Source organism: Roseateles sp. P5_E4 (genome assembly GCF_054049255.1).
The window spans coordinates 26,797-52,453 of sequence record NZ_JBFUMS010000010.1 but is presented as its reverse complement, the minus strand read 5'-3'; the positions used below and the strand labels follow the sequence as shown (position 1 = coordinate 52,453).

The 25,657-nt window shown below is 70.2% G+C and carries 22 protein-coding genes; 8 read left to right on the top strand and 14 right to left on the bottom strand.

The features are described 5' to 3' along the window. The first annotated feature begins 6 nt into the window (after positions 1–6). Genes ACXJLH_RS19535 through ACXJLH_RS19525 form a run of 3 tightly spaced genes read left to right on the top strand, consistent with a single transcriptional unit; the run spans position 7 to position 5,246 of the window. Entirely contained in the window at positions 7–1,851 is a 1,845-nt protein-coding gene (locus tag ACXJLH_RS19535; RefSeq protein WP_457445801.1) for a hypothetical protein, read from the top strand. Further along, positions 1,844–4,681 (top strand): bpX6 domain-containing protein, encoded by a 2,838-nt coding sequence (locus ACXJLH_RS19530; RefSeq protein WP_457445800.1) that lies wholly within the window; start codon positions 1,844–1,846, stop codon positions 4,679–4,681. Before ACXJLH_RS19535 ends, ACXJLH_RS19530 begins: the two co-directional genes overlap by 8 nt. A 52-nt stretch (positions 4,682–4,733) precedes the next feature. Beyond that, positions 4,734–5,246 (top strand): DUF7482 domain-containing protein, encoded by a 513-nt coding sequence (locus tag ACXJLH_RS19525; protein WP_457445799.1) that lies wholly within the window; start codon positions 4,734–4,736, stop codon positions 5,244–5,246. Here ACXJLH_RS19525 and ACXJLH_RS19520 read toward each other — a convergent pair. The 6 genes from ACXJLH_RS19520 to ACXJLH_RS19495 form a co-directional block, all read right to left on the bottom strand. After that, complete coding sequence (locus tag ACXJLH_RS19520) at positions 5,147–6,367, bottom strand: acyltransferase family protein (RefSeq protein ID WP_457388943.1); 1,221 nt, start codon at positions 6,365–6,367, stop codon at positions 5,147–5,149. The genes ACXJLH_RS19525 and ACXJLH_RS19520 overlap by 100 nt on opposite strands. Positions 6,368–6,453: 86 nt before the next feature. After that, on the bottom strand, positions 6,454–7,950 hold the full coding sequence (locus ACXJLH_RS19515; RefSeq protein ID WP_457445798.1) for a hypothetical protein: 1,497 nt from the start codon (positions 7,948–7,950) through the stop codon (positions 6,454–6,456). Positions 7,951–8,061: 111 nt separating this feature from the next. Next, complete coding sequence (locus ACXJLH_RS19510; protein WP_457354800.1) at positions 8,062–8,754, bottom strand: LytR/AlgR family response regulator transcription factor; 693 nt, start codon at positions 8,752–8,754, stop codon at positions 8,062–8,064. Then, on the bottom strand, positions 8,742–9,809 hold the full coding sequence (locus ACXJLH_RS19505) for a sensor histidine kinase (RefSeq protein WP_457445797.1): 1,068 nt from the start codon (positions 9,807–9,809) through the stop codon (positions 8,742–8,744). Before ACXJLH_RS19505 ends, ACXJLH_RS19510 begins: the two co-directional genes overlap by 13 nt. Before the next feature lie 75 nt (positions 9,810–9,884). Beyond that, positions 9,885–10,139: a hypothetical protein gene (locus tag ACXJLH_RS19500; protein WP_056191525.1), complete on the bottom strand. Its 255-nt coding sequence runs from the start codon at positions 10,137–10,139 to the stop codon at positions 9,885–9,887. Further along, positions 10,136–10,348 carry a hypothetical protein gene (locus ACXJLH_RS19495; protein WP_056191523.1) on the bottom strand — a complete coding sequence of 71 codons (213 nt, stop codon included), beginning with the start codon at positions 10,346–10,348 and terminating at the stop codon, positions 10,136–10,138. The genes ACXJLH_RS19500 and ACXJLH_RS19495 overlap by 4 nt, the downstream gene beginning before the upstream one ends. 185 nt (positions 10,349–10,533) lie before the next feature. Here ACXJLH_RS19495 and ACXJLH_RS19490 point away from each other — a divergent pair, with 185 nt between their 5' ends. The 5 genes from ACXJLH_RS19490 to ACXJLH_RS19470 all read left to right on the top strand — a co-directional run bounded on the left by ACXJLH_RS19490 (position 10,534) and on the right by ACXJLH_RS19470 (position 14,699). After that, positions 10,534–11,670 (top strand): MlaE family ABC transporter permease, encoded by a 1,137-nt coding sequence (locus ACXJLH_RS19490; RefSeq protein ID WP_457445796.1) that lies wholly within the window; start codon positions 10,534–10,536, stop codon positions 11,668–11,670. Next, the gene (locus tag ACXJLH_RS19485) at positions 11,670–12,446 is read left to right on the top strand and encodes an ABC transporter ATP-binding protein (protein WP_457388933.1); all 777 of its coding nucleotides are present in this window, start codon (positions 11,670–11,672) and stop codon (positions 12,444–12,446) included. Before ACXJLH_RS19490 ends, ACXJLH_RS19485 begins: the two co-directional genes overlap by 1 nt. Next, positions 12,443–13,483, top strand: a complete 1,041-nt coding sequence (locus ACXJLH_RS19480) for an MlaD family protein (protein WP_457445795.1) — start codon at positions 12,443–12,445, stop codon at positions 13,481–13,483. Before ACXJLH_RS19485 ends, ACXJLH_RS19480 begins: the two co-directional genes overlap by 4 nt. After that, positions 13,480–14,103 carry a PqiC family protein gene (locus tag ACXJLH_RS19475; protein WP_056191514.1) on the top strand — a complete coding sequence of 208 codons (624 nt, stop codon included), beginning with the start codon at positions 13,480–13,482 and terminating at the stop codon, positions 14,101–14,103. The genes ACXJLH_RS19480 and ACXJLH_RS19475 overlap by 4 nt, the downstream gene beginning before the upstream one ends. 131 nt (positions 14,104–14,234) lie before the next feature. Next, positions 14,235–14,699 (top strand): DUF3592 domain-containing protein, encoded by a 465-nt coding sequence (locus ACXJLH_RS19470; RefSeq protein ID WP_457388929.1) that lies wholly within the window; start codon positions 14,235–14,237, stop codon positions 14,697–14,699. 31 nt (positions 14,700–14,730) lie between these two features. On the opposite strand, the gene ACXJLH_RS19465 is transcribed toward ACXJLH_RS19470, so the two are convergent. The 8 genes from ACXJLH_RS19465 to ACXJLH_RS19430 form a co-directional block, all read right to left on the bottom strand. Continuing rightward, complete coding sequence (locus ACXJLH_RS19465; RefSeq protein ID WP_457445794.1) at positions 14,731–16,143, bottom strand: efflux transporter outer membrane subunit; 1,413 nt, start codon at positions 16,141–16,143, stop codon at positions 14,731–14,733. A 1-nt stretch (position 16,144) separates the two neighbouring features. After that, the gene (locus tag ACXJLH_RS19460) at positions 16,145–19,432 is read right to left on the bottom strand and encodes an efflux RND transporter permease subunit (RefSeq protein ID WP_457445793.1); all 3,288 of its coding nucleotides are present in this window, start codon (positions 19,430–19,432) and stop codon (positions 16,145–16,147) included. 17 nt (positions 19,433–19,449) lie between these two features. Then, complete coding sequence (locus tag ACXJLH_RS19455) at positions 19,450–20,661, bottom strand: efflux RND transporter periplasmic adaptor subunit (protein WP_457445792.1); 1,212 nt, start codon at positions 20,659–20,661, stop codon at positions 19,450–19,452. A gap of 284 nt (positions 20,662–20,945) precedes the next feature. Further along, positions 20,946–22,520, bottom strand: coding sequence for a peptide MFS transporter (locus ACXJLH_RS19450; protein WP_457388921.1), 1,575 nt, complete (start codon positions 22,518–22,520; stop codon positions 20,946–20,948). 146 nt (positions 22,521–22,666) lie between these two features. Next, positions 22,667–23,248, bottom strand: coding sequence for a L,D-transpeptidase (locus tag ACXJLH_RS19445; RefSeq protein ID WP_457445791.1), 582 nt, complete (start codon positions 23,246–23,248; stop codon positions 22,667–22,669). A gap of 126 nt (positions 23,249–23,374) precedes the next feature. Next, positions 23,375–24,202, bottom strand: coding sequence for a hypothetical protein (locus tag ACXJLH_RS19440; protein ID WP_056191499.1), 828 nt, complete (start codon positions 24,200–24,202; stop codon positions 23,375–23,377). A gap of 35 nt (positions 24,203–24,237) precedes the next feature. After that, on the bottom strand, positions 24,238–24,636 hold the full coding sequence (locus tag ACXJLH_RS19435) for a hypothetical protein (RefSeq protein ID WP_056191498.1): 399 nt from the start codon (positions 24,634–24,636) through the stop codon (positions 24,238–24,240). Between the two features lie 215 nt (positions 24,637–24,851). Continuing rightward, positions 24,852–25,634 carry an exodeoxyribonuclease III gene (locus ACXJLH_RS19430; RefSeq protein WP_056191496.1) on the bottom strand — a complete coding sequence of 261 codons (783 nt, stop codon included), beginning with the start codon at positions 25,632–25,634 and terminating at the stop codon, positions 24,852–24,854. Between the last annotated feature and the right edge of the window lie 23 nt (positions 25,635–25,657).

The following is a 25,657-nucleotide window of genomic DNA, read 5'->3' as shown; positions in this document are numbered from 1 at the left end:
GCCTGCATGAACGCCCCAACGGAACTCCCTGCCCCGCTGCAGCCCTGGCGACCCTGGCTGGGCTGGTTCGAGCCCCTGCTGGCCGACGCCCTGGGCCAGCTGGTGCGCCGGCTGGCGGAGCTGGCCGGTCCCGCATCGGCCAACACCGGCCGCGTCGCGACCGAGCCCGACGGCCTGGGCGACCTGCGCCTGCGTGGCACCTACGAGCGGCTGCTGACCAGCGAATGGCTGCTGGCCGACGAGATCCCGGACGAGTTCCTGCGCCGGGCCGCGGCGGCCGAACATCTCTTCCTGGCCCCGCAGCTGCGCGCCATCCCGTCGGAGCGCATCGTCGTGGCCATCTTCGACGCCGGCCCGCGCCAGCTCGGCGCGCCGCGCCTGGCGCAGCTGGCGGCCTGGGTGCTGCTGGCCCGCCGCGCGGTCGATCTCGGCGGCACGCTGCGTTGGGGCCTGCTGCACCAGCCGGGCCAGCTGCACGAAGCCGACGCGCCGCAAAGACTGCTGCAACTGCTGAACGGCCGCTGCCTCGCAGCCGGCGGCGCGGCGCAGGAGGCCGCCTGGAAGGCCGCGCTGCTGGAGCAGGGCGATGTCGATGCCGAGGTCTGGTGGGTGGGCGCCGCGGGTGCCGCGCCGGCGCGCCGGGAGCGCCGCCTCGTGCTGCGCCCGACGCTGGCCGGCGACGCACTGGAGGCCGAGCTGGTCGCGTCCAGCACCACACGACGGGCGCGCCTGCCGCTACCCGCCGACGACGTGACCACCCGGTTGCTGCGCGGTCGCTTCGAGGTCGAGGCGGCCGCCGCCCCACGGCCCGTCAAGGCCGACGCGAAGTTGCGCATGGCACTGAACCGCGCGCCGCTGTTTTCCCGCTTTGGCAGCCATGTCGCCGTGCGGGCACTGACCGGCCACGCCATGCTGGTGCTCAAGATGCCGGCGCCCGGCCAGGGCGGCCGCGTCAGCTGGCGGCGGCAGGAATGGTCGTCGGCACGGCCCCTGGTCGCCGCGCAATTGCACAAGGGCCAGTCCTTCGGCCTGGCACTCGACGACGAGCAGCTCTACTTCTGGCAGGTCGACCGCTTCGCCGCACGGCCCCGGCCGTCGCGGGAGGATTTCGAACCCGCCGTGTCGGCCGGCCGCTGGATGCCACTGAGCCTGCTGGGCGCCGGCGCCGAGCGGCTGGTCTGCGTCATCGACCGCCGCAACCGCCTGCTGGCCTGGACGCCTTCGCTGGCGCCGGTTCACGAGATCGACAAGCAGGTGATCGGCATGGTCAACCTGGACCATGAGCGCCTCGCCTACGCGGTGTTCTGGGGCAATGGCGTCTGGCTGCGCGAGCTGGACAAGGACGGCGATGAGACCCCGCTGCGCCGCCGCCTGTGCAAGGTCGACGAATCCCAGGCCGCGGTGTTCTTCGCGCTGCAGGCCCTGCCCGGCGGCCAGGCGCGCCTGGGGGCACTCGCGGTGCGGCAGCAGAAGGCGCCGCATGAGAGCTGGCGGCTGTTCGCGGCGGCCCGACCCGAGCTCGCCCTGGATGCCGAGGGCGGTGCAGATGAGCGCGAGGTCGTGCTGCAGCCCGGCGAGCAGGCCGTCGGCGTCTTCCACGCCAAGGCAGGCGCGGCCAGCCTGGTCTTCCTCAGCGCCGGCCGCGGCATGCTGCGGCTGCAGACGCGCGAAGGCCGGCGCAACCTGTTCAACAGCACGACACCGATCACGCAATGCACCGTCTGCCCCCACACCGGTCGCGTCGCCGTGCTGACCCAGGCCCGTGAACTGATCGTGCTGTCGTCCGACGGCGGCCGCCTGATGACGGTGCAGGACGCCGGCGGCGAAGCGGCGGAGGGCCAAGATGACTGAGGCCCTGGACATCCGCAGCGCCGAGGTCAGCCACCCGACGCTGCTTGGTCACCACCCGGTGGCCGCGCTGTGGTGGCCCGCCGGCTGGCAGGGCGAAGCCGCGCGACAGCGGGACATGCTGGCCGCCTGGACCGCTGGCGCCAGCCTGCACCGCTTTGCCGAGGGCGACCTGCTCTGCCTGCCCCAGCCGCGGGCCATGGACTGCGACCGGCTGTCGGCCTGGCCGCTGCGCCGCGTGGCCGGCGCGCTGTGCAGCGCGGCCATCGAGCCCGCGGCACTGGCCGGCCGCGCCACGGCCGATGTCTGGTTGGCCGAGGGCGGGCGCCTGCGCCCGCTGCAGCTCGCCGCGGCCGAAGCGGTCGATCCGTCGACCTGGCTGCAGGTCGACGTGCCGCTGCTGCAGCCCCTGGACCTGCGGCTGCCAGAGCCGCCGCGCGAGCTCGTCGCCCAGCCCAAGGAGCTGCACGACATCCTCGGCCCGGGCATCCCGCGCGAGCCCTCGCCCGAGGCGCGCCGCCTGCTGCAGGCGCTGCGCGATGCGCCGGCGCGTGCGGCCTCGTCGTCCGGGCGCTCGGCGGCGCAGCCGGCCATCGGCGCCCGCCTCGGCAAGCTGCTGCTGGTCGCTCTCGCCATCGGGCTCGTCATCCTCGTCCTGGCCTTGCTGTTCGGCAGCGAGACCAGTCTCACGCCACGGCTCTGGTGGCTGCTTCCCCTTCTCTACTTCGCCCGGCGAGGCTGGCGGGACTCCGACGAAGGCGCGGCGCCATCGCGGCCGTTGCCCTCGGCGGCGAAGGCGACCGCGCCCGGCCTGCGCCAGCGCCTGACGCGCTCACGGGTCGTGCCCCAGCGCTGGCGCGAATGGGCTGCGCGGCTGGCCATCACTTCGGGCCTGAGCCGGCTGCTCGGCGCCCAGCACGCGGCCTATATGCGCCGCATGCTGGCGATGTTCGACGAAGGGCGGCTGGACGAGGCCCTGCGCCACGCCATCCCGCTGGGGGGTGAATCGCTGGGCCAGGCCTTCGGCCGCCTCGGGCCCCGCCAGGACCTGCGCCTGGGCGAGCGCGGTGGCGCCGCCACCTCCGTCGACTTCGGCGCCGACCTGGAGGCGCATCTGCGCAGCCTCTACCGGCGCAGCGCCCAGCAGCTGGAAACCGCCGGCCGCATCGACGAGGCCGTCTTCGTGCTGGCCGAGCTGCTGAAGTCGCGCCAGGAGGCCCTGGACCTGCTGGAGCGCCACGGGCGCGCCGCCGATGCGGCCGAACTCGCCTTCCGCTGGGACATGCCACCGGCCCAGATCGTGCGCCTTTACGCGCTGGCGGGCGACTGGAAGAAGGCCGTGCTGGTCGCGCGCCGCGACGGCGCCTTTGCCGCCGCGGTCGACCTGCTGCAGGCGCGCTGGCCCCAGGCGGCCGCCCAGTTGCGCCTGGCCTGGGCCGAGGCCCTGACCGCCAATGGCCGCTGGCTCGAGGCCGTGCAGGTGATCTGGCCGCTGAGGGTCGAGCATGGCCGCGCCGCGCCCTGGCTGGACGTGGCCGAAGCCGCCGGCGGTGGCCAGGGCGTGCGGGCCTTGGCCTGGCGCGCCCAGGTCTGGCCCGACTCGCTGCCCACACGCAGCGCCTTGATCGAGGCCCTGCAAGGCGACGCCGACCTGCAGGCCGAGCGCTGGGCGCTGGCCGAGGAATTGCTGCAGCTGCCGACGCCGACGACGCCCGCCGCGCGCCGGCTGGCGGCCCTCATCGTCGGCCCGCTGCTGGCCGACCAGGCCGGCCCGCGGCCGCTGCCGCTGGATACCGCCAGACTGCGCCAGCTCGTCACGCTGGCCGGCGACGCGGCCCTGTCGGCCGACCTGCCTCCCCTGGCGGCCGACCCGGCGGCGCGGCCGCTGGAGAGCCGCCAGCAAGCCCTCGAAGCCGAGCTGCCACCGGTGGGCCTGCAGGCCATCGTCGATGCCATCCCGCTGGCCGACGGCGAGCTGCTGCTGGCCCTGGGCGAAGGCGGTGTCGTGCGCCTGGACGCGCGGGGCCGGCGGCTGGCGCATTTCGCGGTGCCGGCCCAGCGCCTCATCGCGGCAGACGACGGTGGCATCGCCCTCGCCCTGGCCCGCCGCGAGGAGGTGTGGCGCGTCAGCCGGCTGGAGCTCGCGCGCGGCCGCTGGAGCGACCTCGGCCTGCACCGCTTCGACACCTTCGCCGATGGCTTCGACGGCGTCGGCTGGAGCGTGGGCATCGGCAACCGCGTCGAGGTGCTGGACGTGCAGTCGCCCGGCCTGCGGGACGTGCTGTGGCGCGTCGCCGACCTGCCCGGACCCGTCGTGCAGATCGACCGCGGCGACGTCCGCGAGCGCTGGCTGCTGGCGCCGCCTTCAGAGCAGATCCCCGCCCAGCAGTGGACCTATCTGCTGCAGGGCCGGCGCCTGCAGTCCCGCGAGGAAGTGCCGCCCACCGACGGCAACACGCTGGGCCGCGCCTTCGTGCACGGGCGCGGCCTGGTCGATCTCATCACCGTGTCCGGCACCGAGACGGAAACCCGTGTACGGGCCCGGGAGATCGCGCCCGGCGGACCGGCGGGCGGAGAGATCGTGCTGTCCGGCGCCGAGGTGCTGAAGGGCGGTGGCGACTGGTTCGTGCTGTCCCGCTTCGACGGTGAACACGACCTGCTGGAGCTGGCCCACTGGCACAGCGGCCTCGTACATGCGCGCTGGCGCTGGCCCGAGCAGGACGAACCGCAGATGCGCCAGCACCGCGGCCGCTGGTTGGTGTTCGATGCGCGCGGCCGAGTCGCGGTGCTGGACACGCGCAGCAGCCATCTGCGCGGGGTTTCGGTACGCTAGCCACGGGGCCTCGCGGGTGTAAGACTTGGCAATGGCTCGGCGATTGCTCTTGATGACCTCGCACCCCCTTCTCCGTCACGGCCTGGCTTCGCTGGCGCTCGTCCTGCTCGGCGCCTGCGCTTCGCCTTCCGGCATCACGCTGCCGCGCCAGCAGGCATGGGTCGAGGGCAAGCGCGTCGAGTACGTGACGACGGACATCTCCGACGGGACGATGGCCGCGCAGGCGGGCATCCACCACGTGCCGCGCCTGGCCGGCGCCGTGGGCATGGGCAGCGCCTCGCTGACCGAGCGCGTCTACAAGTTTGCCGATGGCGCGCAGATCAGCGTCTTCGCCTCCGGGCCGGCGGCCGTGGGCGCGACCAAGCCAGATCCGAACTACAGCCCCCTGTGGCGGCTGGTGCTGGTGCGCTGGAAACCGGCCAGGCCGCCGCGCGAGCTGCGCTCCGAAGAGGCGGTGCTGGACGCTCAGGCCTCGGGCGACGTCGAGCTCGACGTGACGGGCATCGTCGTCAACTGCCCCATCACGCGCGGCGTGGACGGCAGCGCCTTGCGCGGCGTGCGCTGAATGCCGACCAGCAACGCCAGCCCCGGCACGCGGCGCAGCACGAGATAGGCGCCGCCGCTGATGGCAAAGGTCAGCACGATCAGCAGCACCGCCTCCAGCCCCCAGGGCAGGGCCAGAGGTTTGAGCCACTGGCTCAGCACGACGATGACGCTCTGGTGCAGGATGTAGAGGCAGAACACCGCCTTGCTCGCCTCGCGCAGCAGCGGCGACTCCTTCGTGAAGGCGCGCTGGGCCCATCCGCCCGCGGCGACGATGGCAAACCAGGTCAGCGAGCCCCGCAGCGTGCGGGCGGCGGTCAGGACGGCATCGCTCGGCGTCGCCTCGGCGTACTGCTGGCTGAAGACCATCAGCACGGCCCAGCCCGCCAGCGAGACGCCGAGGGCCACCCAGCGCAACCGCAATGCCGCCGCCCAGAAGCCCTGCGCCAACGGCGTGCGGCTGGCCCAGCCGATGGCAAACAGCCAGCCGTATTGCAGGTGGTTGTAGAGGTCATGCACCAGGTCGTGCTCGATCGGGAACCGCGGCTTGATGAAGATGCGCATCAGCGCCAGCGGCACCGCCGGCAGCAGCAGCCAGGCCCAGGCGGGCAACCGCAGCTCGCCGCGCAGGCGGATGAAACGGGCCAGCAGCGCCCCCAGCACCGCATACAGCCACAGATAGGGCAGGAACCACAGGTGGTTCCAGGTCGGCACGTCCATGCAGTCCTGGCCGCGGCAGTATTTGCCGCCCTTCAGGTAGGCCTGCCAGAAATCGAGGTAGCCGCCATCGCCCGGCAACTGCGCCGGCACCTTGGTCAGCACCTCGAAATAGGCCTGCGGCGTGACGATGACGGCCATGCCGAATAGCAGCGGCAGCAGCAGGCGCAGCGAGCGGTCCTTCAGCGTGCCCAGGGCGCCGCGCTTGGTGAACAGGCCCTGGCAGGCCGCGCCGGCAATCAGGAACAGCAGGCCTAGTCGCCACGGCGAGCTGAGCTGCATAAAGGGCTCGAGGGCGCCGCTGGCCGCGGGGCTCTTCACATGCCAGTCCCAGGTCACGTAGTACATGCCGACGTGATACGGGATCAGCAGCGCGAAGGCGGCAACGCGCAGGCCGTCAAGGAAGGGGAGGCGGTTCGTGTTCATGGCCGCCAGCTTCGCGGTGGCACGGCGCGCGAGCCAGCGCGCTGGGGCGAGTGGCGCCGCCCCAGGGGCCAACGGCTCTCAGCCTCTCAGGGCAGGCTGCTGAGCCGGATGCTGGCCGCCGCGTCGGGCGCGCCGCGCAGCTCGGTCAGCAGCACCGCCTTGCCGTTGGCACGATGGAAAACATAGCGGCCGACCTGCGCGAAGCGGTCCGCGCCCACGGTGACGGGCGCCAGCGAGGCACGTGCCTGCAACGCCATGTCGGTCGCGTTGAAGGTGCCGACCCGTGTGAAGCAGGCGTAGAGCATGTCCAGGCGAGGATCGCAATTGAACTTGTCCTGCTCCAGCACCACCAGCTGGTTGCTCACGAGGCTGTCGCTGATGGACAGCGCCGCATAGCCGAAGCTGGCCGTGGACGTTGCCGCCGACATCGCGAAGGAGCCGGCATAGCGCATGTCCAGGCTCGGATCGCTGGACGCCGTGAAGACCTTGCCGCAGGCGGTGTACAGCCGCGAGGTGGTCGCCGAGGTCCACACCTGGCCGCAGATTTCATAGTCGCCGTGATAGGGCGAATCGACGGCATCGCGCGGGCCGGTGGCTTCCAGCGTGACGTTGTAGATGTCATTGGGCGACACGTCCCGGGTCGAGAAATAGATGCGGTCACCGGCGGCGTGCAGTACCGGCCGCACCGGGCTGTAGATGTTGGCCGTGGCGGTCTTGTCGATGCCGTTGGCCGTGTCCACCCAGTGCAGGTAGGCCCAGGTCGGCGCCGAGCCGAAGGCGTAGATGCGGCCCTGGCCGTCCAGCACGACGGCGCCGACCGGCATGCTGACCGCAAACCGGCTGACCGCCATCGCCGCGCCCGGCGTGGCCGGCACGAGGTCGACGAATGAAACGGCGCCGTCATGTCCCACTGCCGCGCGCCGGCCGTCGGGCGACAGCGCCACCGAGGTCGGCACCGAGGCCAGCGCGACGCTGCGCGTCTGCCCATCGGCGAGCGAGCGCAGGTTCAGCGCGGCGGCCGGCGCCTTGGACACCGACACGACGGCATCCAGGCTCGCGCTGTAGGCAGCGGCAACGACGTCATGCGGCAGCGTGACGGCGTCAGCCAGCACCTGCGGCGGTTGGCCGGCCTCGGGCTCGGCGAAGTAGCCCACCTTGAGCTTGACCGGCACGACGAAGGGGCTGCCGCGCGCGGGCGAGGCGCATTTCGAGTCGATGCAGACCTCGACGGTGATCGTGTCGTCATAGCTGCCCAAACCGAGCACGCCGGGAGACGACAGCCCGACCTGCAGATCCAGCCCCGAGTCGGTGCGCGGTGATTCGCCAATGAAGTTCAGGGCCTTTTTTGTGTAGGTCACGCGGTAGTAGTAGCCCTCGGCGGGCGGACGGTCCACCAGCAGCGCGAGCTCGACCTTCTCGACCTGGTTGCGCCGGTAAAGGTCGCGCTCCACGGTCACGCTGGACATCGACATGTGGGCGCCGATGTCGTTGGACGGGGTCACCGGCGTGGTCGTGTCGCCCGGCGTGCTCGACCCCCCGCCACCGCCACCGCCACAGGCGGCCAGCACCAGGCAAGAGGCCATCAACGCCCACCGCACACGCCTGCCCATCGCGCCCCCCGGCCTGTGGCCTTTTGATTGGGCGACGATGCTAACCCGGTCAGCGGCTTGCTTCGTTAGCACACGTATCGACCGTCAGCCGGCGATCGCGTCCAGAACCCCGCGGTAGCCGCGTGACACGCGCAGCGTTCCGCCGCAACTCAACGTCAGCACGGCCTCGCCACTGGACAGGCGCTCGATGCGCCGCACATGCACCGGATTCACCGCGTGGCTGCGGTGCACGCGTACAAAGCGCGCGGCCCAGCCGGGGCGGCCCAGCGCATCGGCCAGCGTGGCGCGCTCCAGCAGGCTGCGCGGGGGCAGGTGCAGCTCGATGTAGTTGTCGGCTGCCGAGATCCATTGCACTTCGGCCAGCGCAATGCGCTCGCCTTCAACCCACCACTCGCCCACTGGCGCCGCGGGGCGCGCCAGCGACTCGCGCACGCGCGCCAGCGCCGCTGCCAGCCGCTCGGCCGTGTAGGGCTTGAGCAGATAGTCCAGCGCCGCCAGCTCGAAGGCCTGCAGCGCGTGCTCGGCGTGCGCCGTCGAGAAGATGATGCAGCGCACACCGGCCTCGCGCAGCGCGGCGGCCAGCTGCACGCCGTTGCCGCCGGGCATCTCGATGTCGAGCAGCGCCAGGTCGGGCGGCGTGGCGAGCGAGCGCACGAGGGCCAGGGCCGACGGCGCGTCGGGCGCCTCCATCAGCTCGGCCACGTCCGTCTCGGCCGCCAGCAGGCGGCGCAGCTTGGCGCGCGCGGCGGGCTCGTCGTCGACGATCAGCGCGCGCATGGCAGCTCCAACGTCAAGCACATGCCGCCACCGTCGGGCCCGAAATTGACGCTGGCAGCATCGGCATAGCGGGCTTCCAGCCGCTCCCGCAGATTGCGCAGCCCCAGGCCGCCATCAGGGTCAGGCGGCGAATCGGGCACAGGGGTGTCGCCATGGTTGCTGACCTTCAGATGCAGCCGCTCGCCGACGCGCTTCGCGACGACGCTGACCGTGACGCGGCCGCGATGCCGCGCCACGTCATGCTTGACGGCGTTCTCCACCGGCGCCAACAACAGCAGAGCAGGCAGCCGGCAGGCGCTCGCCGCCTCGTCGGTCTCGATATGCACGACCAGCCGCTCCGGCCCGAAGCGGGCCTGCATCAGCGCGAGGAAGGGCTGCACCAGCGCCAGCTCCTCGCCCACCGTGTGCTCGGCGCGCTGTTGGGCTGCCAGCGTCTGGCGCAGCAGGTCGGCGAGCTGGCACAGCAGCTTGTCGGCGCGCGGCACGTCCTCGTACATCACCGAGCTGATGAGGTTGAGCGTATTGAACAGGAAGTGCGGCTGCACCTGATCGGCCAGGCGGGCCAGGCGCACCTCGGCCAGCTCGCGGCGGGCCCGGTCCAGCTCCTGCGCGCGCAGGGCCGCCGCCTGGGCCATCCAGACCCCGCGCGAGATCAGGCAGAAGCTGAGATAGCTGACGGCGTCCTTGCCACCCTCAAAGACAAGCACCGTGGCCAGATCGTCGGGGTGGTAGCCCACGCCGGCCAGGCCGTAGACCGCAAAACGCAGGCCGAACATGCCGGCGATGTGCAGCAGGCTGAACAGCGGCATCGCGGCCGCATGCGCCGCCAGCTGGCGCTGCCAGGACCGGCCCCGCAGTTGGCCCAGCAAGGCATGCACACCCAGGGCCAGCAGGCCGATGACGCTGACCGAGCTGAACTCCCACAGGAACGGCTCCCAGGGGTGGGTGCCGCCCGAAAGGCGGTAGGTCTGCAGCGCGGAGATGCTCAGCAGCAGGCCGATGATGGCCAGCACGGCGACATAAGGCAGGCGCCAGCGGCGCGGCAGGATGGTCATGCCGCGAGGTTAGCCCGGGCAGGGGCTGCGCCTCGGCGCTTCGCCCCGGCCAGGGCGCCATTCGTCCCAGGACCGTCAGCGGTTGGGCCGTGGTTTGCTGTCGGCCGCGCCGTGCTCGCCACCCTTCACCATGCCGCCGCGGCGATCGGCATCCAGCCCCGGCGTAGCGCGCAGGTCAGTGTCAACCTGACCCTGCTTCAGATCGCGCGCCGCACGATCCACCTGAGGGTCGGGCTTGGCGTTGGTCGCCGAGTTCTGCTGGTCACGCTCGTGCGGCAGCGACGGCTTGCCCTCGGGGCGGGCGGCGTCGGGGTTGATGGTCTTGCTCATCGCCTGGCGTGGCTCTTGCCAGCCTGCTCGGCATCGCGCATCTCGCGGGCCTCGTCGATGCTGCGCGGCGCGGCCTCGCGGGCGGCTGGTTCCACACCGCCGCTTTTCACGAACTTCTCGGCGGACTCGCGGTGGCGGCGCGCGGCGTCGTAATTGCCTTCGCCCTGCAGACCGTCGCCCTGGGTCGGGCTTTTGGAGGTGGATTTCATCGCGGGCTCCGGAAGAAGATCAGTTGAACAACTTTCGGCGACGAGCGCAGCGGTCGCGGTCATCCAGGCCGCCTTCGCCCTGTCGGCGCAGGCCGACAGGGCGGTCGCGGCGGCGCGCCGTCCTACAAAGCGCGCAGTCGGCGTCCGGGCCTCTGGCAAGACGGCGCGGCAGAGCATGGGTCGTCATGTCCTCCACCCCTGCTGCCTCACTGCCTCCGCCCGCCGACACCGCAAGCACCGGCGAGGGCAAGGCGCATTGGGAAGGCGAAGGCCCGCAGTGGCGCCTGGTGCTGGCGGGCGACGGCGCCGATGTGGCGCTGCCAAAACCGCCCGCCGAGTTGCCGGTGGCGGCGGGCACGCGGCTAGGCTTTGACAGCTCGGCGCTGTCGCACTGGCAACCGCCACTGGCCGGCGCGCTGTGGCAGCTGCTGGCGCCGCTGGCGCGAGGCGGCGTGCAACTGGACCTGGCTGGCCTGCCGCGTGGCCTGCAGCCGCTGCTGTCGCTCAGCCTGCCCAAGACCGAGGCCGCGCAGAAGAAGAAACCAGCCGCCGATGATGAGCCTCAGGCCGAGCCCGAATGGCGCAAGACCCTGGTCTTCGTCGGCGACATGCTGGGCGCCGTCGGCCGGCTGGCGCGGGGCAAGAGCGCTATGCGCATGAGCGACTGGCTGTGGCAGATCGAGCAGACCGGCCCGCGCAGCCTGCCCATCGTGCTGCTGGTCAGTTCGCTGGTGGGGCTGATCGTGGCCTACATGGGCGCCGAGCAGCTGAAGCGCTTCGGCGCGCAGAGCTACATCGCCAATCTCGTCACCGTCGGCGTCGTGCGCGAGATCGCGGCCCTCGTCGTCGGCATCGTGCTGGCCGGCCGCGTGGGTGCGGCCTTCGCGGCCCAGATCGGCAGCATGCGCGCCGGCGAGGAGATCGACGCGCTGACGACGCTGGGCGTGGACCCGGTCGAGCACCTGGTGCTGCCGCGCATGCTGGCCCTGCTGGTGACCGGCCCACTGCTGACGCTGTGCGCTGGCGCCGCTGGCCTGGCCGTGGGCTGCGGCGTGGCCGTCGTGCTCTACGACGTGCCGGCCGCGGCCTACCTGGCGACGACGCGCGAGGCGCTGGAGGGCTGGGACCTCTTCGTCGGCCTGCTCAAGGGCAGTGTGTATGCGGTGCTGGTGGCACTGGCCGGCTGCCGCCAGGGGCTGAATGCCGGTCGCAGCGCCCAGGCAGTGGGCGAGGCGACGACGGCGGCGGTCGTGCAGGCCATCGTCTGGATGGTGGTGGCTGCCTCGGCGCTGACCGTCATCTTCCAAAGGCTAGACATCTGATGGACAAGGGCGAGGTCCTGATGCGTGTCGAGAACCTCAGCCTGCACGCCGGCGGCAAGGAGTTGCAGCATGGCCTGAACTTCGAGGTCAAGGCGGGTGAGGTGCTCGCCATCGTCGGCGCCAGCGGCTGCGGCAAGAGCACACTGCTGCGCCACATGATCGGGCTGCAGACGCCGCAGACCGGCCGCGTGCTGTGGACGGCCGGCGGCAAGGAACGCGATGTGCACGGCGACGATCCGCCGCGGCGCGAGATCGGCGTGGCCTTCCAGGCCGGCGCGCTGTGGAGCAGCATGACCGTCGGCGAAAACATGATGCTGCCGCTGGAGCTGTACACCGAGCTGGACGAGGCCGAGCGCGAGCGCCAGGCCCGCTTCAAGCTCGCCCTGGCAGGTTTGAACGACCCCGCCACCTTCGACGCCGAACCGGCCGCGCTGTCGGGTGGCATGCGAAAGCGCGCGGCCATCGCCCGCGCCCTGATGCTGGACCCGCCGCTGCTGTGCCTGGACGAGCCCTCGGCCGGCCTGGACCCGCTGACCTCGGCGCGGCTGGACGACCTCATCAAGCAGCTGAAAAACGATGTCGGCTCGGCCATCGTGCTCGTCACGCATGAGCTGGAGAGCCTGTTTGCCGTGGCTGACCGCGTGCTCTTTCTCGACGTCGAAGCGCACACGGCCACGGCGCTCGGACCGCCGGCAGAGCTGCGAGATCAAGGGCCCGAGCCGGTGCGCGAGTTCCTGACCCGTGGCCAGTACGAACCGCAGAAGGAAGCCGCGTGAAGCGCCGCCGCGCCAGCCCCCTGGCCATCGGCGCCTTCGTCGTCGGTGCGCTGGCCCTGCTCGCCGTGGCCCTCGTCGTGCTGCCGGGCCAGCACTGGTTCAAGCAGCCGCAACGCGTCGTGATGTTCTTCTCCGGCTCGGTGTTCGGGCTGCAGAAGGGCGCGCCGGTGGTATTCCGTGGCGTGCGCATTGGCGACGTGACCGACATCAGCGTGCACTACGACAGGGAAACCGACAGCTTCGCCATCCCCGTCGTTGCCCAGCTGGATGCCGACGCCGTGCGCGGCCTGAACGGCCGCAACGACAGCGACGACATCGGCCACGCCTTGCCTGCCCTCATCAAGCGCGGCCTGAGCGCCCAACTCGGCACGCAAAGCCTGCTGACCGGCCAGCTCTACATCGACCTGGACATCCGCACCAAGCAGCGCGGCACGCTGCGCGGGGGCTTTCGCGGCGACATGACGGAGATCCCGACCGTCGCGACCGCCTTCCAGGCGCTGAAGAACCAGCTCGAGAGCGTGGACCTGCGCAAGATCCTCGATGACCTGAGCCAGATCGCAAATTCTGCTCGCTCGCTGATCGCAGCGCCCGAGCTGAAGCAGGGCCTGAAGGACTTCGCGGCCACCGCGGGCCACGCGCGCAAGCTGGCCGCGCAGCTGGAACAGCGCGCCGCGCCGCTGACGCGCAGCGCCGAACGCGCCATGGCCAGCGTGGATAGAGCTGGCGACAAGGTGTCCGGCGCGGCTGACAAGGTGGGCGTCGGCGCCGACAAGGCCAGTGCCGTGCTCGACCCGAACGGCCCGGTCATGCGGGACCTGCAACGGGCCCTCGCAGAGCTGAGCCGCGCCAGCGCCTCGCTGCAGGAGGCCGCGAGCAGCGATGGCCCCTTGCTGCAGCAGACCGAGCGCACGATGCGCGACTTGTCGCAAGCGGCGCGGGCCTTGCGCCAGCTCGCCAACACGCTGGACGCGCAACCCGAGGCGCTGCTGCGCGGCCGCAAGCCCGACACCACGCCCGCACCGGAGCCCGCACGATGAAGCCGATCGCCCTGCACCGCCGAGACCTGGTCCTGGGCCTGCTGGCCGCGGCCACCCTGGCCGGATGCGCCACGCGCGACGCGCCGCCGCGCCGCCTCTATGGCCTGACCAGCACGCCGCCCCTGCCGGCCAGTGCCAAGCCCGGCCAGGACGGCCGCGCCTGGGTGCTGAGCCCGCAGATCGCGCTGCCCGAACTGCTGGACCGCGACGAGATCCTGGTTGCCGAGGGCAGCGCGGGCCTGAGGCCCTGGCCCGAGGCGCGCTGGGCCGAGCCGCTGCGTGACGCGCTGCCGCGCGTGCTGGCCGAGGACCTGGGGCGGCTGCGCCAGCCCTACCCGGTCACGTTGGGCGCCAAGTCGCAGCCCGACAACGGCGCGGAGTCGCTGCGCCTGGTCGTGCAGGTGGATGAATGGCTGGCTCGCCAGGATGGCGGTGGCCTGCAGCTGACGCTGCGCGCGCGCTGGCGCTGGGCACCGCTGCACGCGCCGATCAATACCGCCCTGCCTGCCGCCGGCGCCGCCGAGCTGACCGTCCCGTGCGCGGCGAACGCCGATGCACTGGCCGACGCTTACCGTCGCAGCATCCTGGAGCTGGCCGCACGCATGGTCGCGGCCTCCTGAACCCGTCACTTCAGGGAGACCCTGAGGCGATCGCGCGGCCGGCGCGGAAACAATAGCGGCCGCAGGGGCGGCTGCCTCGTTTAAAAAAGAACCGCGCCCGGGCCGCCCGAGGGCGCCTGAGGGAGTAAGTGATGCTGGAAAGTTTGAGGTCCTGGGTCTTCGTGCTGGCGCTGCTGATCGGTGGGCCTTATGTGATGTTCAGCGGCGCAAACGACTCGCGCGACATCAAGCGCCTGCAGGCCAATGGCCGCGAGACCACCGCCACCGTGGAAAGCATCGAGTGGCGCAAGAAGCGCAGCGGCTCGGAGAGCGGTTTCCGCGGCCACATCGTCTTCAAGACGGAGGCCGGCAACCTGGTCAACGCCGAGATCGGCCTGCCTCAACAACAGGGCCAGGCCATGAAGGACGGCAAGGCCGACCCCATGGTCAAGGTGCGCTACCTGCCCAATGAACCCAGCGTCGTGCGCTTGGCCGACATGCAGGACAACACCAGCGAAACCCGCTGGATCGGCGCAGTCATGTTCCTCGCCGGCCTGGGCCTGTTGTGGTGGCGCTGGCGCAAGAACTCGGGCGGGCCGGCGGCAGTCGCGGCTTGATGGAAGTGGGGCCGGCGATGCCGGCCCCGGATCACTGCGCCACCGTCAAGCGGGCCGCGAACGCCTTGTGCACGCCCAGCAGGGCAGCGGCGCGCTGAGTCTGCACCTGGATCAGCGCATCTGCCGCCGCGAGGCGCTCCTGCTCGACGCTGAGCAGCGCGTAGAAGTCGGTCACGCCGGCCTCGTAGCGCTTCAAGGCCAGCTCGCGGGCACGCCGCGTCGCGTCGGCGGCGGTGGCCTGGGCCGCGGCCTGAAGCTCCGTCTCGCGCAGCGTCGACAGGCTGCCCTGGGCGTCCTGCAGGGCCGTCAGCTGGGCCTGCTCGGCACCGGCGACAGCAGCCTCGTAGCCAGCGCGGGCCGCGCTCTCCTCGGCCTTGCGAGCGCCGAAGTCGAGAAAATTCCAGTTCAGCGCCGCGGCCAGGCTGTGGATCTGCGTACCGCTCTTGAACAGGTCACCGGCGCTGCCGGCGCTCCAGCCGATCTGGCCGGTCAGGCCCAGGCTGGGCCAGCGCGCGGCCCAGGCGACATGAGCGCGTGACGCGGCAGCCTGGGCGCGCACGGCGGCGGCCTTCACGTCAGGGCGTTGGGCCAACAGGCCGGCGGGGTCAGGCAGCTGCCCCAAGCTGATGAGGCGGGGTTCGGGCATGGCAGGCAGGGGGTCGCTGTCGGCCTTGTCGCAGTCGGCTGGCGGCTGGCCGCGCAGCACGTCGAGCTGCAGCCGCGTGAGGCAGGCCGCGTTGCGCAGCGCCGGGACGCTGGCCGAGGTCTGCGCCACCAAGGCTTCAGCGCGGGCCTGGTCCAGCGCGGTGCCGCGGCCGGCGCCGACGCGGGCCTTCACCAGATCGAGCAGCTGGTTCTGCACGACCAGGGTCTCCTTGGCCAGATTCAGGCGGTGGCCGAGGCCGATGAGCTGGGTCTGCAGGTTCAGCGCCGTACCGGCCAGGCTGAGCTGGGCGGCGTCACGATCGAGCGCTGCGCCTTCGGCGTCATAGCTGGCGGCCCGGGCGTTGGATGCGGCGCGGCCCCACAGGTCCACCTCCCAGCCCGCCGTCGCATTGACGCCGTAACTGGTGAAGTTGTTGAACACGCCCTGCTCGTTGGGCGCGCGCTGGCGGCTGGCGCTGGCACCCAGGCCCACGGTCGGGAAGCGCTGGGCACCGGCGGCCGTCGCAAAGGCTTCGGCCTGCTTCAGCCGCGCGGCGGCGGCACGCAGGTCCCGGTTGTTGGCCAGCACCTCGTCGACGACGCGCTGCAGCTGGGCGCTGTCGACGAAGGCGGCGGTCATGGTCGCGGCGCCAGGATTGGCCCCGGCCTCGATGGCAGGCAACTGAGCGAAGGTCGCGGGCGCCAGGTTCTGCGGTCCGGAGGAAAGGCCGGGCGCGGCGCATCCGGCCAGCAGGACGGCGGCGGAAGCGGCGGCGAGAGGGGTCAGGCGGGCGAGCATTTCAGTGGCCCTCCTTCTTGGGTGCAGCATCGTCGATGCCGGGATGGAAGGCATGCGCGGAAGCGTCGATCTGGGCTCGCACCGTGGCGGCGCGGGCGCGACGCTTCTGGGTGCTGGCGCGCAGCAGGCTGTAGAAGACCGGTGTCAGGAAGATGCCGAACAGCGTCACGCCCAGCATGCCGGCGAACACCGCGATGCCCATGGCACGGCGCATCTCGCTGCCCGCGCCGCTGCCCAGGATCAGCGGGATGACGCCGGCGCAAAAGGCGATGGACGTCATCAGGATGGGGCGCAGCCGCAGTCGGCAGGCCTCGATGACGGCCTCGCGGATGGTCTTGCCCTGCTCTTCCAGCTCCTTGGCGAACTCGACGATCAGGATGGCGTTCTTGCACGCCAGGCCGACCAGCACGACGAGAGCCACTTGCGTGAAGATGTTCAGGTCCCCCGCCTGCCCGAAGGGCGGAAAGTGCGACAGCCAGACGCCGAACAGCGCCGACAGGATGCACATCGGCACGATCAGGATGATGGCCAGCGGCAGGCTCCAGCTCTCGTATTGCGCCGCCAGCACGAGGATGACGAGCAGCACCGAGAAGGCCAGCACGGCGGCCAGCGTCGGCACCTTGATGTTCAGCCCGGGCACGGTCACGTCGCGCGTCAGGCGGTCCTGGTAGCTGAGCTCGGTGAACTCGTAGCCGAAGCCGCGCGGCAGCGTCTTCAGCAACTGCTCGATCTCGGCCTCCGCCTGGCCCGACGAGAAGCCGGGCTTGGGCGCGCCGTTGATGTCGGCCGACGGGAAGCCGTTGTAGCGCGTGACGCGGGTCGGGCCGAAGGTCGGCTCGACGCTCATCAGCGAACCCAGCGGCACCATCTCGCCGGCGTCGTTGCGGGTCTTCAGCTGCGTGATGTCCTCGGCCTTGGCGCGGAAGGGCGCGTCGGCCTGCACGATGACCTGGTAGGTCTTGCCGAACTTGGTGAAGTCGTTGACGTAGAGCGAGCCCAGGTTGATCTGCAGCGTGTCGTAGATGGAGGCCAGCGGCACGCCCATCTGCTTGGCCTTGACGCGGTCGACGTTGGCGAACAGCTGGGGCACGTTGATGTCGTAGTTGGAATACGGCGTGCCGATGCTGGTGTTCTGGTTGCCATAAACCTGGCCCAGCGTGCCCCAGACCGCGCCGTACAAGGCCTGCTCGCCCTGGCTGCTGCGGTCCTGCACCTGCACCTTGAAGCCGCCGGCGATGCCCAGGCCGTCGACCGGCGGCGGCGGCACGACGAACATGCGCGCGCCCTGGATCTCCTGGATGGCGCCGTTGACCTTGCCGAGGATGGCCTCCTTGCTGAGGTCGCGCGAGGTGCGCTTGTCGAAGTCCTCCAGGCCGAAGAAGACGATGCCCTCGTTGGGCGCGGCCGAGAAGCCGGCGCCCGACAGGCCGGGGAAGGCCACCGAGTCCTTGATGCCGGGCACCTTGAGCGCGATCTCGCTCATGCGGCGGATGACCTCCTCGGTGCGGTCCAGGCTGGCGCCGGCCGGCAGCTGGGCGATGCCGATCAGGTATTGCTTGTCCGGCGCCGGCACGAAGCCGCTGGGGATGCGCGCCATCAGCAGGGCCGTGGCGCCGAGCAGCAGCGCATAGACGATCAGGGCCAGCGACTTGCGCTTCAGGATGCCGGTGACGCCCTTGCCGTAGTCCGACGAGCGGCGCTGGAAGAAGCAGTTGAACCAGTGGAAGAAGCGGCCGAAGACCTTGTCCATGCCGCGCATCAGCGCGTCCTTGGGCGCGTCATGCGGGCGCAGCAGGATGGCCGCGAGGGCCGGCGACAGCGTCAGCGAGTTGAAGGCCGAGATCACCGTCGAGATGGCGATGGTGACGGCGAACTGCTTGTAGAACTGGCCCGACAGGCCCGGCACCAGGGTCAGCGGGATGAAGACCGCGCACAGCACCAGGGCGATGGCGATGATGGGACCCGAGACCTCCTGCATGGCCTTGACCGTCGCCGCATGCGGCGTGAGGCCGTCCTGGATGTTGCGCTCGACGTTCTCGACCACCACGATGGCGTCGTCCACCACGATGCCGATCGCTAGAACGAGGCCGAACAGCGTCAGCGTGTTGATGGAGAAGCCCAGCAGCAGCAGCACGGCAAAGGTGCCGACGATGGACACCGGCACGGCCACCAGCGGGATGATGGAAGCGCGCCAGGTCTGCAGGAAGATGATGACGACCAGCACCACCAGACCGACGGCCTCGAACAGCGTGCTGACGACCTTCTCGATGGAGGTCTGCACGAAGCGCGTCGGGTCGTAGACGATGTCGTAGTCCACGCCCTTGGGGAAGCTGGGCTTGAGGCGCTCCATCGTCTCGCGGACGTTGTTCGAGATGGCCAGCGCGTTGGAGCCGGGCGCCTGGAAGACGGCGATGGCCGCGGCTTCCTTGTTGTTCAGCAGGCTGCGCAGCGCATAGGTGTTGGCGCTGATCTCGACGCGGCCGAGGTCCTTGACGCGCACCATGGCGCCCGTCTTGGGCTCGCTGCGAACGATGATGTTGCCGAACTCTTCCTCGGTGGCCAGGCGGCCCTGGGCGTTGATGGACAGCTGGAAATCGGTGCCCTTGGGCGAGGGCGAGGCGCCGAGCACGCCAGCCGCCACTTGCGTGTTCTGCTCGCGGATGGCACCCACGACCTCGCCGGCCGTCAGGTTGCGGGCGGCCAGCTTCTGCGGGTCCAGCCAGATGCGCATGGCGTAGTCGCCGGCGCCGAAGCTCAGCACCGAGCCCATGCCGGGCACGCGCAGCAGGTCGTCACGCACGTTCAGCGTGCCGTAGTTGCGCAGGTAGAGGGCGTCGCGCGAGTTGTCGGGGCTGACCAGGTGGACCACCATGGTCAGGTTGGACGCGGCCTTCTCGGTCGTCACGCCGATCTGGCGCACGATGTCGGGCAGGCGCGGCAGCGCGCGGTTGATGCGGTTCTGCACCGCCGTCTCGGCGGCTTCCGGGTGGGTGCCGATCTTGAAGGTGACCGTCAGCGTCATGCCGCCGTCGCCGGTGGCCTGGCTGTCGAAGTAGAGAACGTTCTCGAGGCCGTTGATCTGCTCCTCGAGCGGCGTCGCCACCGTCTCGGCGATGACGCGCGGGTTGGCGCCCGGGTACTGGGCGCGCACGACGACCTGGGGCGGTGCGACCTCGGGGTATTCCGAGATCGGCAGCAGCGGGATGGCCAGCGCGCCGATGAGGAAGATGAAGAGGGACAACACGGTCGCGAAGCGCGGCCGGTCGATGAAGAAGCGTGAGATGTCCATGGGCTACCGCCTTGGGATTACTTCGAGGCGGCGGAGGCCGGGGCGGGAGCGGGTGCTGCGCCTGGAGGGGCTGCGGGGATCGGCATGCCGTTGGCATCGACCTTCAGCACCTGGGGCGTGACCGGGGCGCCGGGGAAGGCGCGCAGCAGGCCGTCGACGATGACCAGCTCGCCGGCCTTGACGCCCTCGACGACGCGCATGCCGTCGATCAGCGCGCCCGGCGTGACCGGGCGGGGCTGCACGATGTTGTTGGCGCCGACGATGAGGACGATCTTGCGGGTCTGGTCGGTCGAGATCGCGCGGTCGGGCACGACGACGGCGTTGTAGCTGCCGCTGCCGATCAGCTTGATGCGGGCGAACAGGCCCGGCGTGAACAGGCCCTGCTTGTTGTCGAACACGGCGCGGCCGCGGATGGAGGCGGTGGCCGGGTTCAGGCGGTTGTCGACGAAGTCCATCTTGCCGGCGTGCGGATAGCCCTGCTCGTTGGACAGGCCCATCTGCACCGGGTTGGCGACGTCGCGCGACGAGGTGCGGCTGCCATCGCGGGCGGCGCGCATGTACTTCAGGTAGGTTGCCTCGCTGGCGTCGAAATAGGCATAGACCTTGTCGCTGGAGACGACGGTCGTCAGCACCGGGTCGCCCACGCCGACGAGGTTGCCCGGCGTCACGTTGGCGCGCGAGGTGCGGCCGCTGACCGGCGCCGTCACGCTGGCGTACTCGACATTGAGCTTGGACTGCACCAGGGCCGCCTCGGCCGCCTTCTGGTTGGCCTCGGCCGAGCGCAACGCCGAGCGCAGCTGGTCGATCTCCTGTTGGCTGACGGCGTTGATGCTGATCAGCTTCTCGGAGCGGGCCAGATCGGTCTTGGCGAGCTCGGCCTGGGTACGGGCGGCGGCGATCTGCGCCTCCACCCGCGCCACGTCGGCCTTGAAGGCGCGGGCGTCGATGGTGAACAGCGGGTCGCCCTTCTTGACGAGCTGGCCTTCCTTGAAGCGCACCGCGTCGACGGTGCCAGCCACGCGGGAACGCACGTCGACGGTATCCGGCGCTTCCAGGCGGGCGGTGAACTCGTCGAACTCCTGCACTTCGCGCTGGGTGGCAGGTGCCACCGACACGGGCGGCGGGCCGCCATGAGCCCCCGGGCCGCCGCCCTCCTGCTTCTGACCACAGGCGGCGAGCAGGGCGATGAGGACGGGAGACAGGGTCAGCGCCAGATTCTTCTTGGACATGGGGGGCTCCGAATGCAAGCGGGCGACTGTAAGCACATCGACCCGACGCCGTTACCCCAAAACCTAAAGCCCATTCAGGCTGCTGACATTCCTTGTCAACAGGCTGGAACTGTGAACAGCAGGTTGTTTGCGCGCTGGCTCCGTGGCGGCCAACTGTCGGCAGGCTCCGAGCCCTTGCGCCCCAGCGGTTCGCGCGCAAACAGCCGTCAAAAGCCGCTGGGCGCGCGGACCCGGCGGCTTTCTGACGTAACGCACGGATTTCATGACCCCGTGCAGATGATTTATTAGTGGACGCCGTGCATCTTCTTCTTCATCCACGGCGTCAGCAGCATCAGGATGACGCCAGCGCCGATGGGGATGGCGGTGAAGATCAGGAAGAAGACAGACATCGAGTAGTGGTTGGAGATGTCGTCGATGTAGGAGCCCGTCACGCCGGCCAGCTTGTTGGCGATGGCCGTGTTCAGGAACCAGACGCCGAACATCAGCCCCAGCAGGCGTGCGGGCGCCAGCTTGGAGATATAGGACAGGCCCACGGGCGACAGGCAGAGCTCGCCCATGGTGTGCAGCAGATAGGCCAGGCTCAGATAGAGCATGCTGACCTGGGCCGTCTTGGCGCCCTGGGGGATACCGGCCGAGCCGTAGGACAGGGCCGCAAAGCCCAGGCCGAGCAGCACGAGGCCGACGCCGAACTTGACCGGACCGGCCGGGTTCCAATGCCTCTCCCACATCTTGGAGAACATCGGCGCCAGGATGACGAGGAAGAAGGAGTTCAGCACGCCGAACCAGCTGGCCGGCACCTCGGACTGCTCCAGCGCGAACTCGCGCGCCAGCATCCAGATCACCAGGCCCCAGATGACGGCGAAGGCCAGGCCCAGCATGGTGTTGGCCAGCAGGTAGCGGCTGCCGGTGCTGCGGTTGAGCTTCCACAGCAGCCAGGTCAGGATCACGGCCGGCAGCACGGTCATCAGCGAGTTGACGACCTTGAAGATGAAGCCGCTGGTGCCCACCAGCGCGCGGTCGGTGTAGTCGGCCGCGAAGATGGTCATCGAACCACCGGCCTGCTCGAAGGCGAACCAGAAGAAGATCGTGAAGAAGGAGAAGACGAAGATGGCCTTCAGGCGGTCGGCCACGACGTGGGCCGGCGCTTCGTCAGCCGCGGCCGCAGCAGCGGCCTTGGCGCGATCCTCGACCTTCGGGGGCGCGCCGATGTCGCCGAAGATGTGCTGGCTGAAATAGAACTGCAGCGCACCCAGGATCATGAACAGGCCCGCGAGGCCGAAGCCCAGGTGCCAGGACACCTTCTCGCCGATATAGCCGCACAGCAGGATGCCGAAGAAGGCGCCGGCATTCACGCCCATGTAGAACAGCGTGTAACCGCCGTCGCGGGCGTTGTCTTCCTTGGGGCCGTAGAGCTGGCCGACGATGGCCGACACATTGGGCTTGAACAGGCCCGTGCCCAGCACGACGAGGCCGAGGCCGATGTAGAAGCTCGGCACCGTGTTCAGGAACATCGAGATGTGGCCGGCCGCGATGACGAAGCCGCCGAACAAGACGGCGCGGCGCGTGCCGAGGTAGCGGTCCGCCAGGTAGCCGCCCAGCACCGGCAGCAGATAGGCCATGCCCGTGTACCAGCCATACAGCGACGTTGCCTCGGCACGGCTCCAGCCCCAGCCGCCCTTGGCGACCTCGGTCACGAGGAAGAGCACCAGCAGGCCGCGCATGCCGTAGTAGGAGAAGCGCTCCCACATCTCGGTAAAGAACAGCACGAAGAGCTGATTGGGCTGGCCGAGGATGGTCGCCGGGGTAGGCGCCGCTCGGCCGGCCGTGGCCGGGTTGGCCACGGGGGTGGTGGTAGTCACGTCAGTCGTTCCAGGTGAAACCGCGAGGAGGCGGGCGGGTAGCCCGTGCGGAAGCCTGGAATTGTCCCGCCAGCAGGGCGTTTTCCGCGGACGGGCGGCCCAGGGATTGCCCTGGGTCGGTTCAAGCCCGCGGTATGCCGAGGAACTCAGGGCGCAGCGGCGTGCGGTGCGCCCGCGGCGGCGGCGAGAACGGGCTCACGCTCCGGCAGGATGTAGACCAGGCTCTTGCCAGCGCCCAGTGTGGGCAGCACGACCTCGTCGAAGAAGGCCGGTTCGACGACGACGCAGCCCAGCGTGATGCGACGGTCTTCCAGCCTGGCCGAGGCCAGGCGCTCTGGGCGGCGCTGGCTGGCCGGCGCGGGACGCAGCCGGTGGATGGCAAGGTTGGCTCCGTAGTCGAACCAGACAATGCGCTCGCCGTTCAGGTTGACGCCCGGCTGGGCTTCGAAGCGGCCGGCCGGTGTCACGCGTTCGTTGACCTTGAGCGCCGCCGGCTGCTTGCCGCGCGAGCTCTGCGGCTCCTGGTCACCGGGCGTCAGGCCCAGCAACACGGGGGCGCGGCCGACGAGACTACCGTCCGCGGCATAGATCGACAGCGTCGCCTGGCGCTTGTCGACGATCGCAAAAGGGCGGCCGTCCCGGGCGTCACTGGCCACCGGCCTTGAGATGACCTGCGCACCAGCCGAAGCCGTCGCAAAAAGGCTCCACACTGTGGCGATGCCACACATGACGGCCCTGGCCCGATCTGCCCAACTGCTGCCCACTCGACGCCCCTTGTCCCGGGCGGCGCAACCATCGCGCCTGCCTTGGCGGGCAGTCTAGGAAAGCAGTCTTGTAACCAACAGACAAGGACTTCACGGTTTGGCGTTGTTACCTCGTCTTGACCCGGCCTGGGCCAGCACCTGGGGCGGTGCAGCGCCTGGGAAGAAGGCCATCAGGGATTTCTTTTCCGGCAGCACGTAGACAACGGCACGGCTCTGGCCCAGGTTGGGCAGGACGGTGCGCTCGAAGAAATCGACGGGAACGTTGATGCAGCCCCAGCTGATGCGGTTGTCGGCCGCCGTCTTGGTGGCCAGGCGCTCCAGGCGGCGCTCCTTGGGGTTGGAGTTGATCACGCGGTGCATGGACACGGCGGCGTCGTAGTCCACCCAGACGACCTCCTTGCCGTCGGCGTTGCGGCCAGGGGCCGACACGAAGCGGCCGGCCGGCGTCGTGCGCTCCTGCGGCTTGATCTGCTCGATGCTCTTGCTGCCGATGCCAGCCACCGTGAGGTCGCCAGAGGCATAGCCGAGCAGCACCGGACTGGTGCCAAGCAGGCGGCCACCAGCGGTGAAGACGTAGACCTGGGCGCGGCGCTTGTCGATGATGGCGAAGGCGCTGCTGCCGTTGTCGGCCTCGCGCACGGCCCAGGCGGCCACGCGGGTCACGTCCAGCGGCGCACGGACCTTGCCGAAGTCAAGCTGGCGGTCGATGACCGCGGGCGGCTGGGTTGGGGCGGGCGCCTTGGCGACAGCCGCCGGGCGATGGGCGGACGCCACGGGCTTGCGCTTGAAGCTGCCGCCAAAGAAGGTGAAGAAAACGGCCAGTGCCAGGGCAGCGATGACGCCACCCTGGCCGAGGCCGATGAGGATGTCACGCCGCCGGGCTGCGGCGGCGAGATCAGCGCGTTCTCCGAAACGCATGGTTTGTGACGGAGACAGCGCTCAGCCGACGACGATCAGTGGCGGTCGGCGCGGGGGGCGGGCGCAGCCGGCTGGTCGTACGACGGGCTCGGCGTGGTCGTCGTGGTCGTGGTCGTCGTGTCAGTCGTCGTGGTGGTCGGCGTCGCGGCGGTGCTGTCGACCGGCGGCGTCACCTTGGCCGGGTCGTCGGCGGGCGGCTGCTGCTCGGCCATGGCGGCCGTGGCGGCGGTGCTGTCCGCAGGCGCCGCTGCATTCGGATCAGCCGGCGCCGCATTCGGGTCGGCAGGGGTCTGTTCGCTGGTGGGCGAAGCCGTGGCAGCGGCCATCGGGTCGGTAGGCTGCTTTTGATCTTCGGTCTGGGCGAAAGCCAGGCCGATGCTGGTCACGAGAACGGCGGCGGTCAGTGCACTGGTGGCGGTCTTGAGGGCGGACATGGGGGGAACTCCTTTTGAAAGCGGGAACCGGCCTGGAGCCGGGTGGCTGGGCCGGGCATTTCCACCGGCTGAGGTCCACTCTAGGCCTGCACCCTTGCGCCCGGCGTCGGCGCCGAGCGTCATCTCATGTAGGAGGCTCCCCCAGTCCGTAGCGGCCGGTTACGCCGTGTAGCTGCCGTGCCTCGCCGCTCGCATTCGCCTGAGCCTTCGCAGCCTCAGAGATTGAAGTCGTAGTCCACCGTCAGCGGTGCGTGGTCGCTGAACATCTGACCGGTGTAGATGGCCTCCCGCCGGGCCAGCGCCGCTATGCCGGGTGTGGCGAGGTGGTAGTCCAGCCGCCACCCGACGTTGTTGGCGCGCGCCGCACCGCGGGCGCTCCACCAGGTGTATTGCTCGGCCTTGTCGTTCAACGTACGGAAAACGTCGACGACACCCCCGTCGTCGAAAAGCGTGGTCAACCAGGCGCGCTCCTCGGGCAGGAAGCCGCTGTTCTTCTGGTTGCCGCGCCAGTTCTTCAGGTCGATCTCCTTGTGCGCGATGTTGACGTCGGCGACGAGGATGAACTCGCGCTCGGCCTTCAACGCCTGCAGATGAGGGTAGAGCGCCGCCAGGAAGCGGTACTTGACCGCCTGGCGCTCCTCGCCACTGGTGCCGCTGGGAAAGTAGACGCTGATGAGGCTGAGCTTGCGGCCGGGCTTGTCGAAACGCTTCTCCACCCAGCGGCCCTCGCAGTCGAACTCGGGCATCGCCAAGCCCGTGATCAGGTCGCTGGGCTCTTCCTTGGTGTACAGGCCCACGCCCGAGTAGCCCTTTTTCTCGGCGTAATGGAAATGGCCGTTGAGCAGGTCGCAGCTGCGGAACTTGGCTTCCACGACATCCGCCTGCGCCTTGAGCTCCTGCACGCCGACGGCATCGGCCTGCTGCTTGTCGAGCCAGTCGAAGAAGCCCTTGCTGGCGGCGGAACGCACGCCGTTGAGGTTGGCGGTGATGAAGCGCATCGGATTAGGGAGAGGGTTTGACC

Bases quoted from the DNA above. Each gene is read 5' to 3' on its own strand.
- ACXJLH_RS19495 (WP_056191523.1), bottom strand. From the start codon at position 10,348: ATGAAATCCACCTCCAAAAGCCCGACCCAGGGCGACGGTCTGCAGGGC.
- ACXJLH_RS19475 (WP_056191514.1), top strand. From the start codon at position 13,480: ATGAAGCCGATCGCCCTGCACCGCCGAGACCTGGTCCTGGGCCTGCTG.
- ACXJLH_RS19455 (WP_457445792.1), bottom strand. From the start codon at position 20,661: ATGTCCAAGAAGAATCTGGCGCTGACCCTGTCTCCCGTCCTCATCGCC.
- ACXJLH_RS19500 (WP_056191525.1), bottom strand. From the start codon at position 10,139: ATGAGCAAGACCATCAACCCCGACGCCGCCCGCCCCGAGGGCAAGCCG.
- ACXJLH_RS19485 (WP_457388933.1), top strand. From the start codon at position 11,670: ATGGACAAGGGCGAGGTCCTGATGCGTGTCGAGAACCTCAGCCTGCAC.
- ACXJLH_RS19530 (WP_457445800.1), top strand. From the start codon at position 1,844: ATGACTGAGGCCCTGGACATCCGCAGCGCCGAGGTCAGCCACCCGACG.
- ACXJLH_RS19460 (WP_457445793.1), bottom strand. From the start codon at position 19,432: ATGGACATCTCACGCTTCTTCATCGACCGGCCGCGCTTCGCGACCGTG.
- ACXJLH_RS19445 (WP_457445791.1), bottom strand. From the start codon at position 23,248: ATGTGTGGCATCGCCACAGTGTGGAGCCTTTTTGCGACGGCTTCGGCT.
- ACXJLH_RS19515 (WP_457445798.1), bottom strand. From the start codon at position 7,950: ATGGCCTCTTGCCTGGTGCTGGCCGCCTGTGGCGGTGGCGGTGGCGGG.
- ACXJLH_RS19465 (WP_457445794.1), bottom strand. From the start codon at position 16,143: ATGCTCGCCCGCCTGACCCCTCTCGCCGCCGCTTCCGCCGCCGTCCTG.
- ACXJLH_RS19520 (WP_457388943.1), bottom strand. From the start codon at position 6,367: ATGAACACGAACCGCCTCCCCTTCCTTGACGGCCTGCGCGTTGCCGCC.
- ACXJLH_RS19535 (WP_457445801.1), top strand. From the start codon at position 7: ATGAACGCCCCAACGGAACTCCCTGCCCCGCTGCAGCCCTGGCGACCC.
- ACXJLH_RS19430 (WP_056191496.1), bottom strand. From the start codon at position 25,634: ATGCGCTTCATCACCGCCAACCTCAACGGCGTGCGTTCCGCCGCCAGC.
- ACXJLH_RS19525 (WP_457445799.1), top strand. From the start codon at position 4,734: ATGACCTCGCACCCCCTTCTCCGTCACGGCCTGGCTTCGCTGGCGCTC.
- ACXJLH_RS19490 (WP_457445796.1), top strand. From the start codon at position 10,534: ATGTCCTCCACCCCTGCTGCCTCACTGCCTCCGCCCGCCGACACCGCA.
- ACXJLH_RS19470 (WP_457388929.1), top strand. From the start codon at position 14,235: ATGCTGGAAAGTTTGAGGTCCTGGGTCTTCGTGCTGGCGCTGCTGATC.
- ACXJLH_RS19510 (WP_457354800.1), bottom strand. From the start codon at position 8,754: ATGCGCGCGCTGATCGTCGACGACGAGCCCGCCGCGCGCGCCAAGCTG.
- ACXJLH_RS19435 (WP_056191498.1), bottom strand. From the start codon at position 24,636: ATGTCCGCCCTCAAGACCGCCACCAGTGCACTGACCGCCGCCGTTCTC.
- ACXJLH_RS19440 (WP_056191499.1), bottom strand. From the start codon at position 24,202: ATGCGTTTCGGAGAACGCGCTGATCTCGCCGCCGCAGCCCGGCGGCGT.
- ACXJLH_RS19505 (WP_457445797.1), bottom strand. From the start codon at position 9,809: ATGACCATCCTGCCGCGCCGCTGGCGCCTGCCTTATGTCGCCGTGCTG.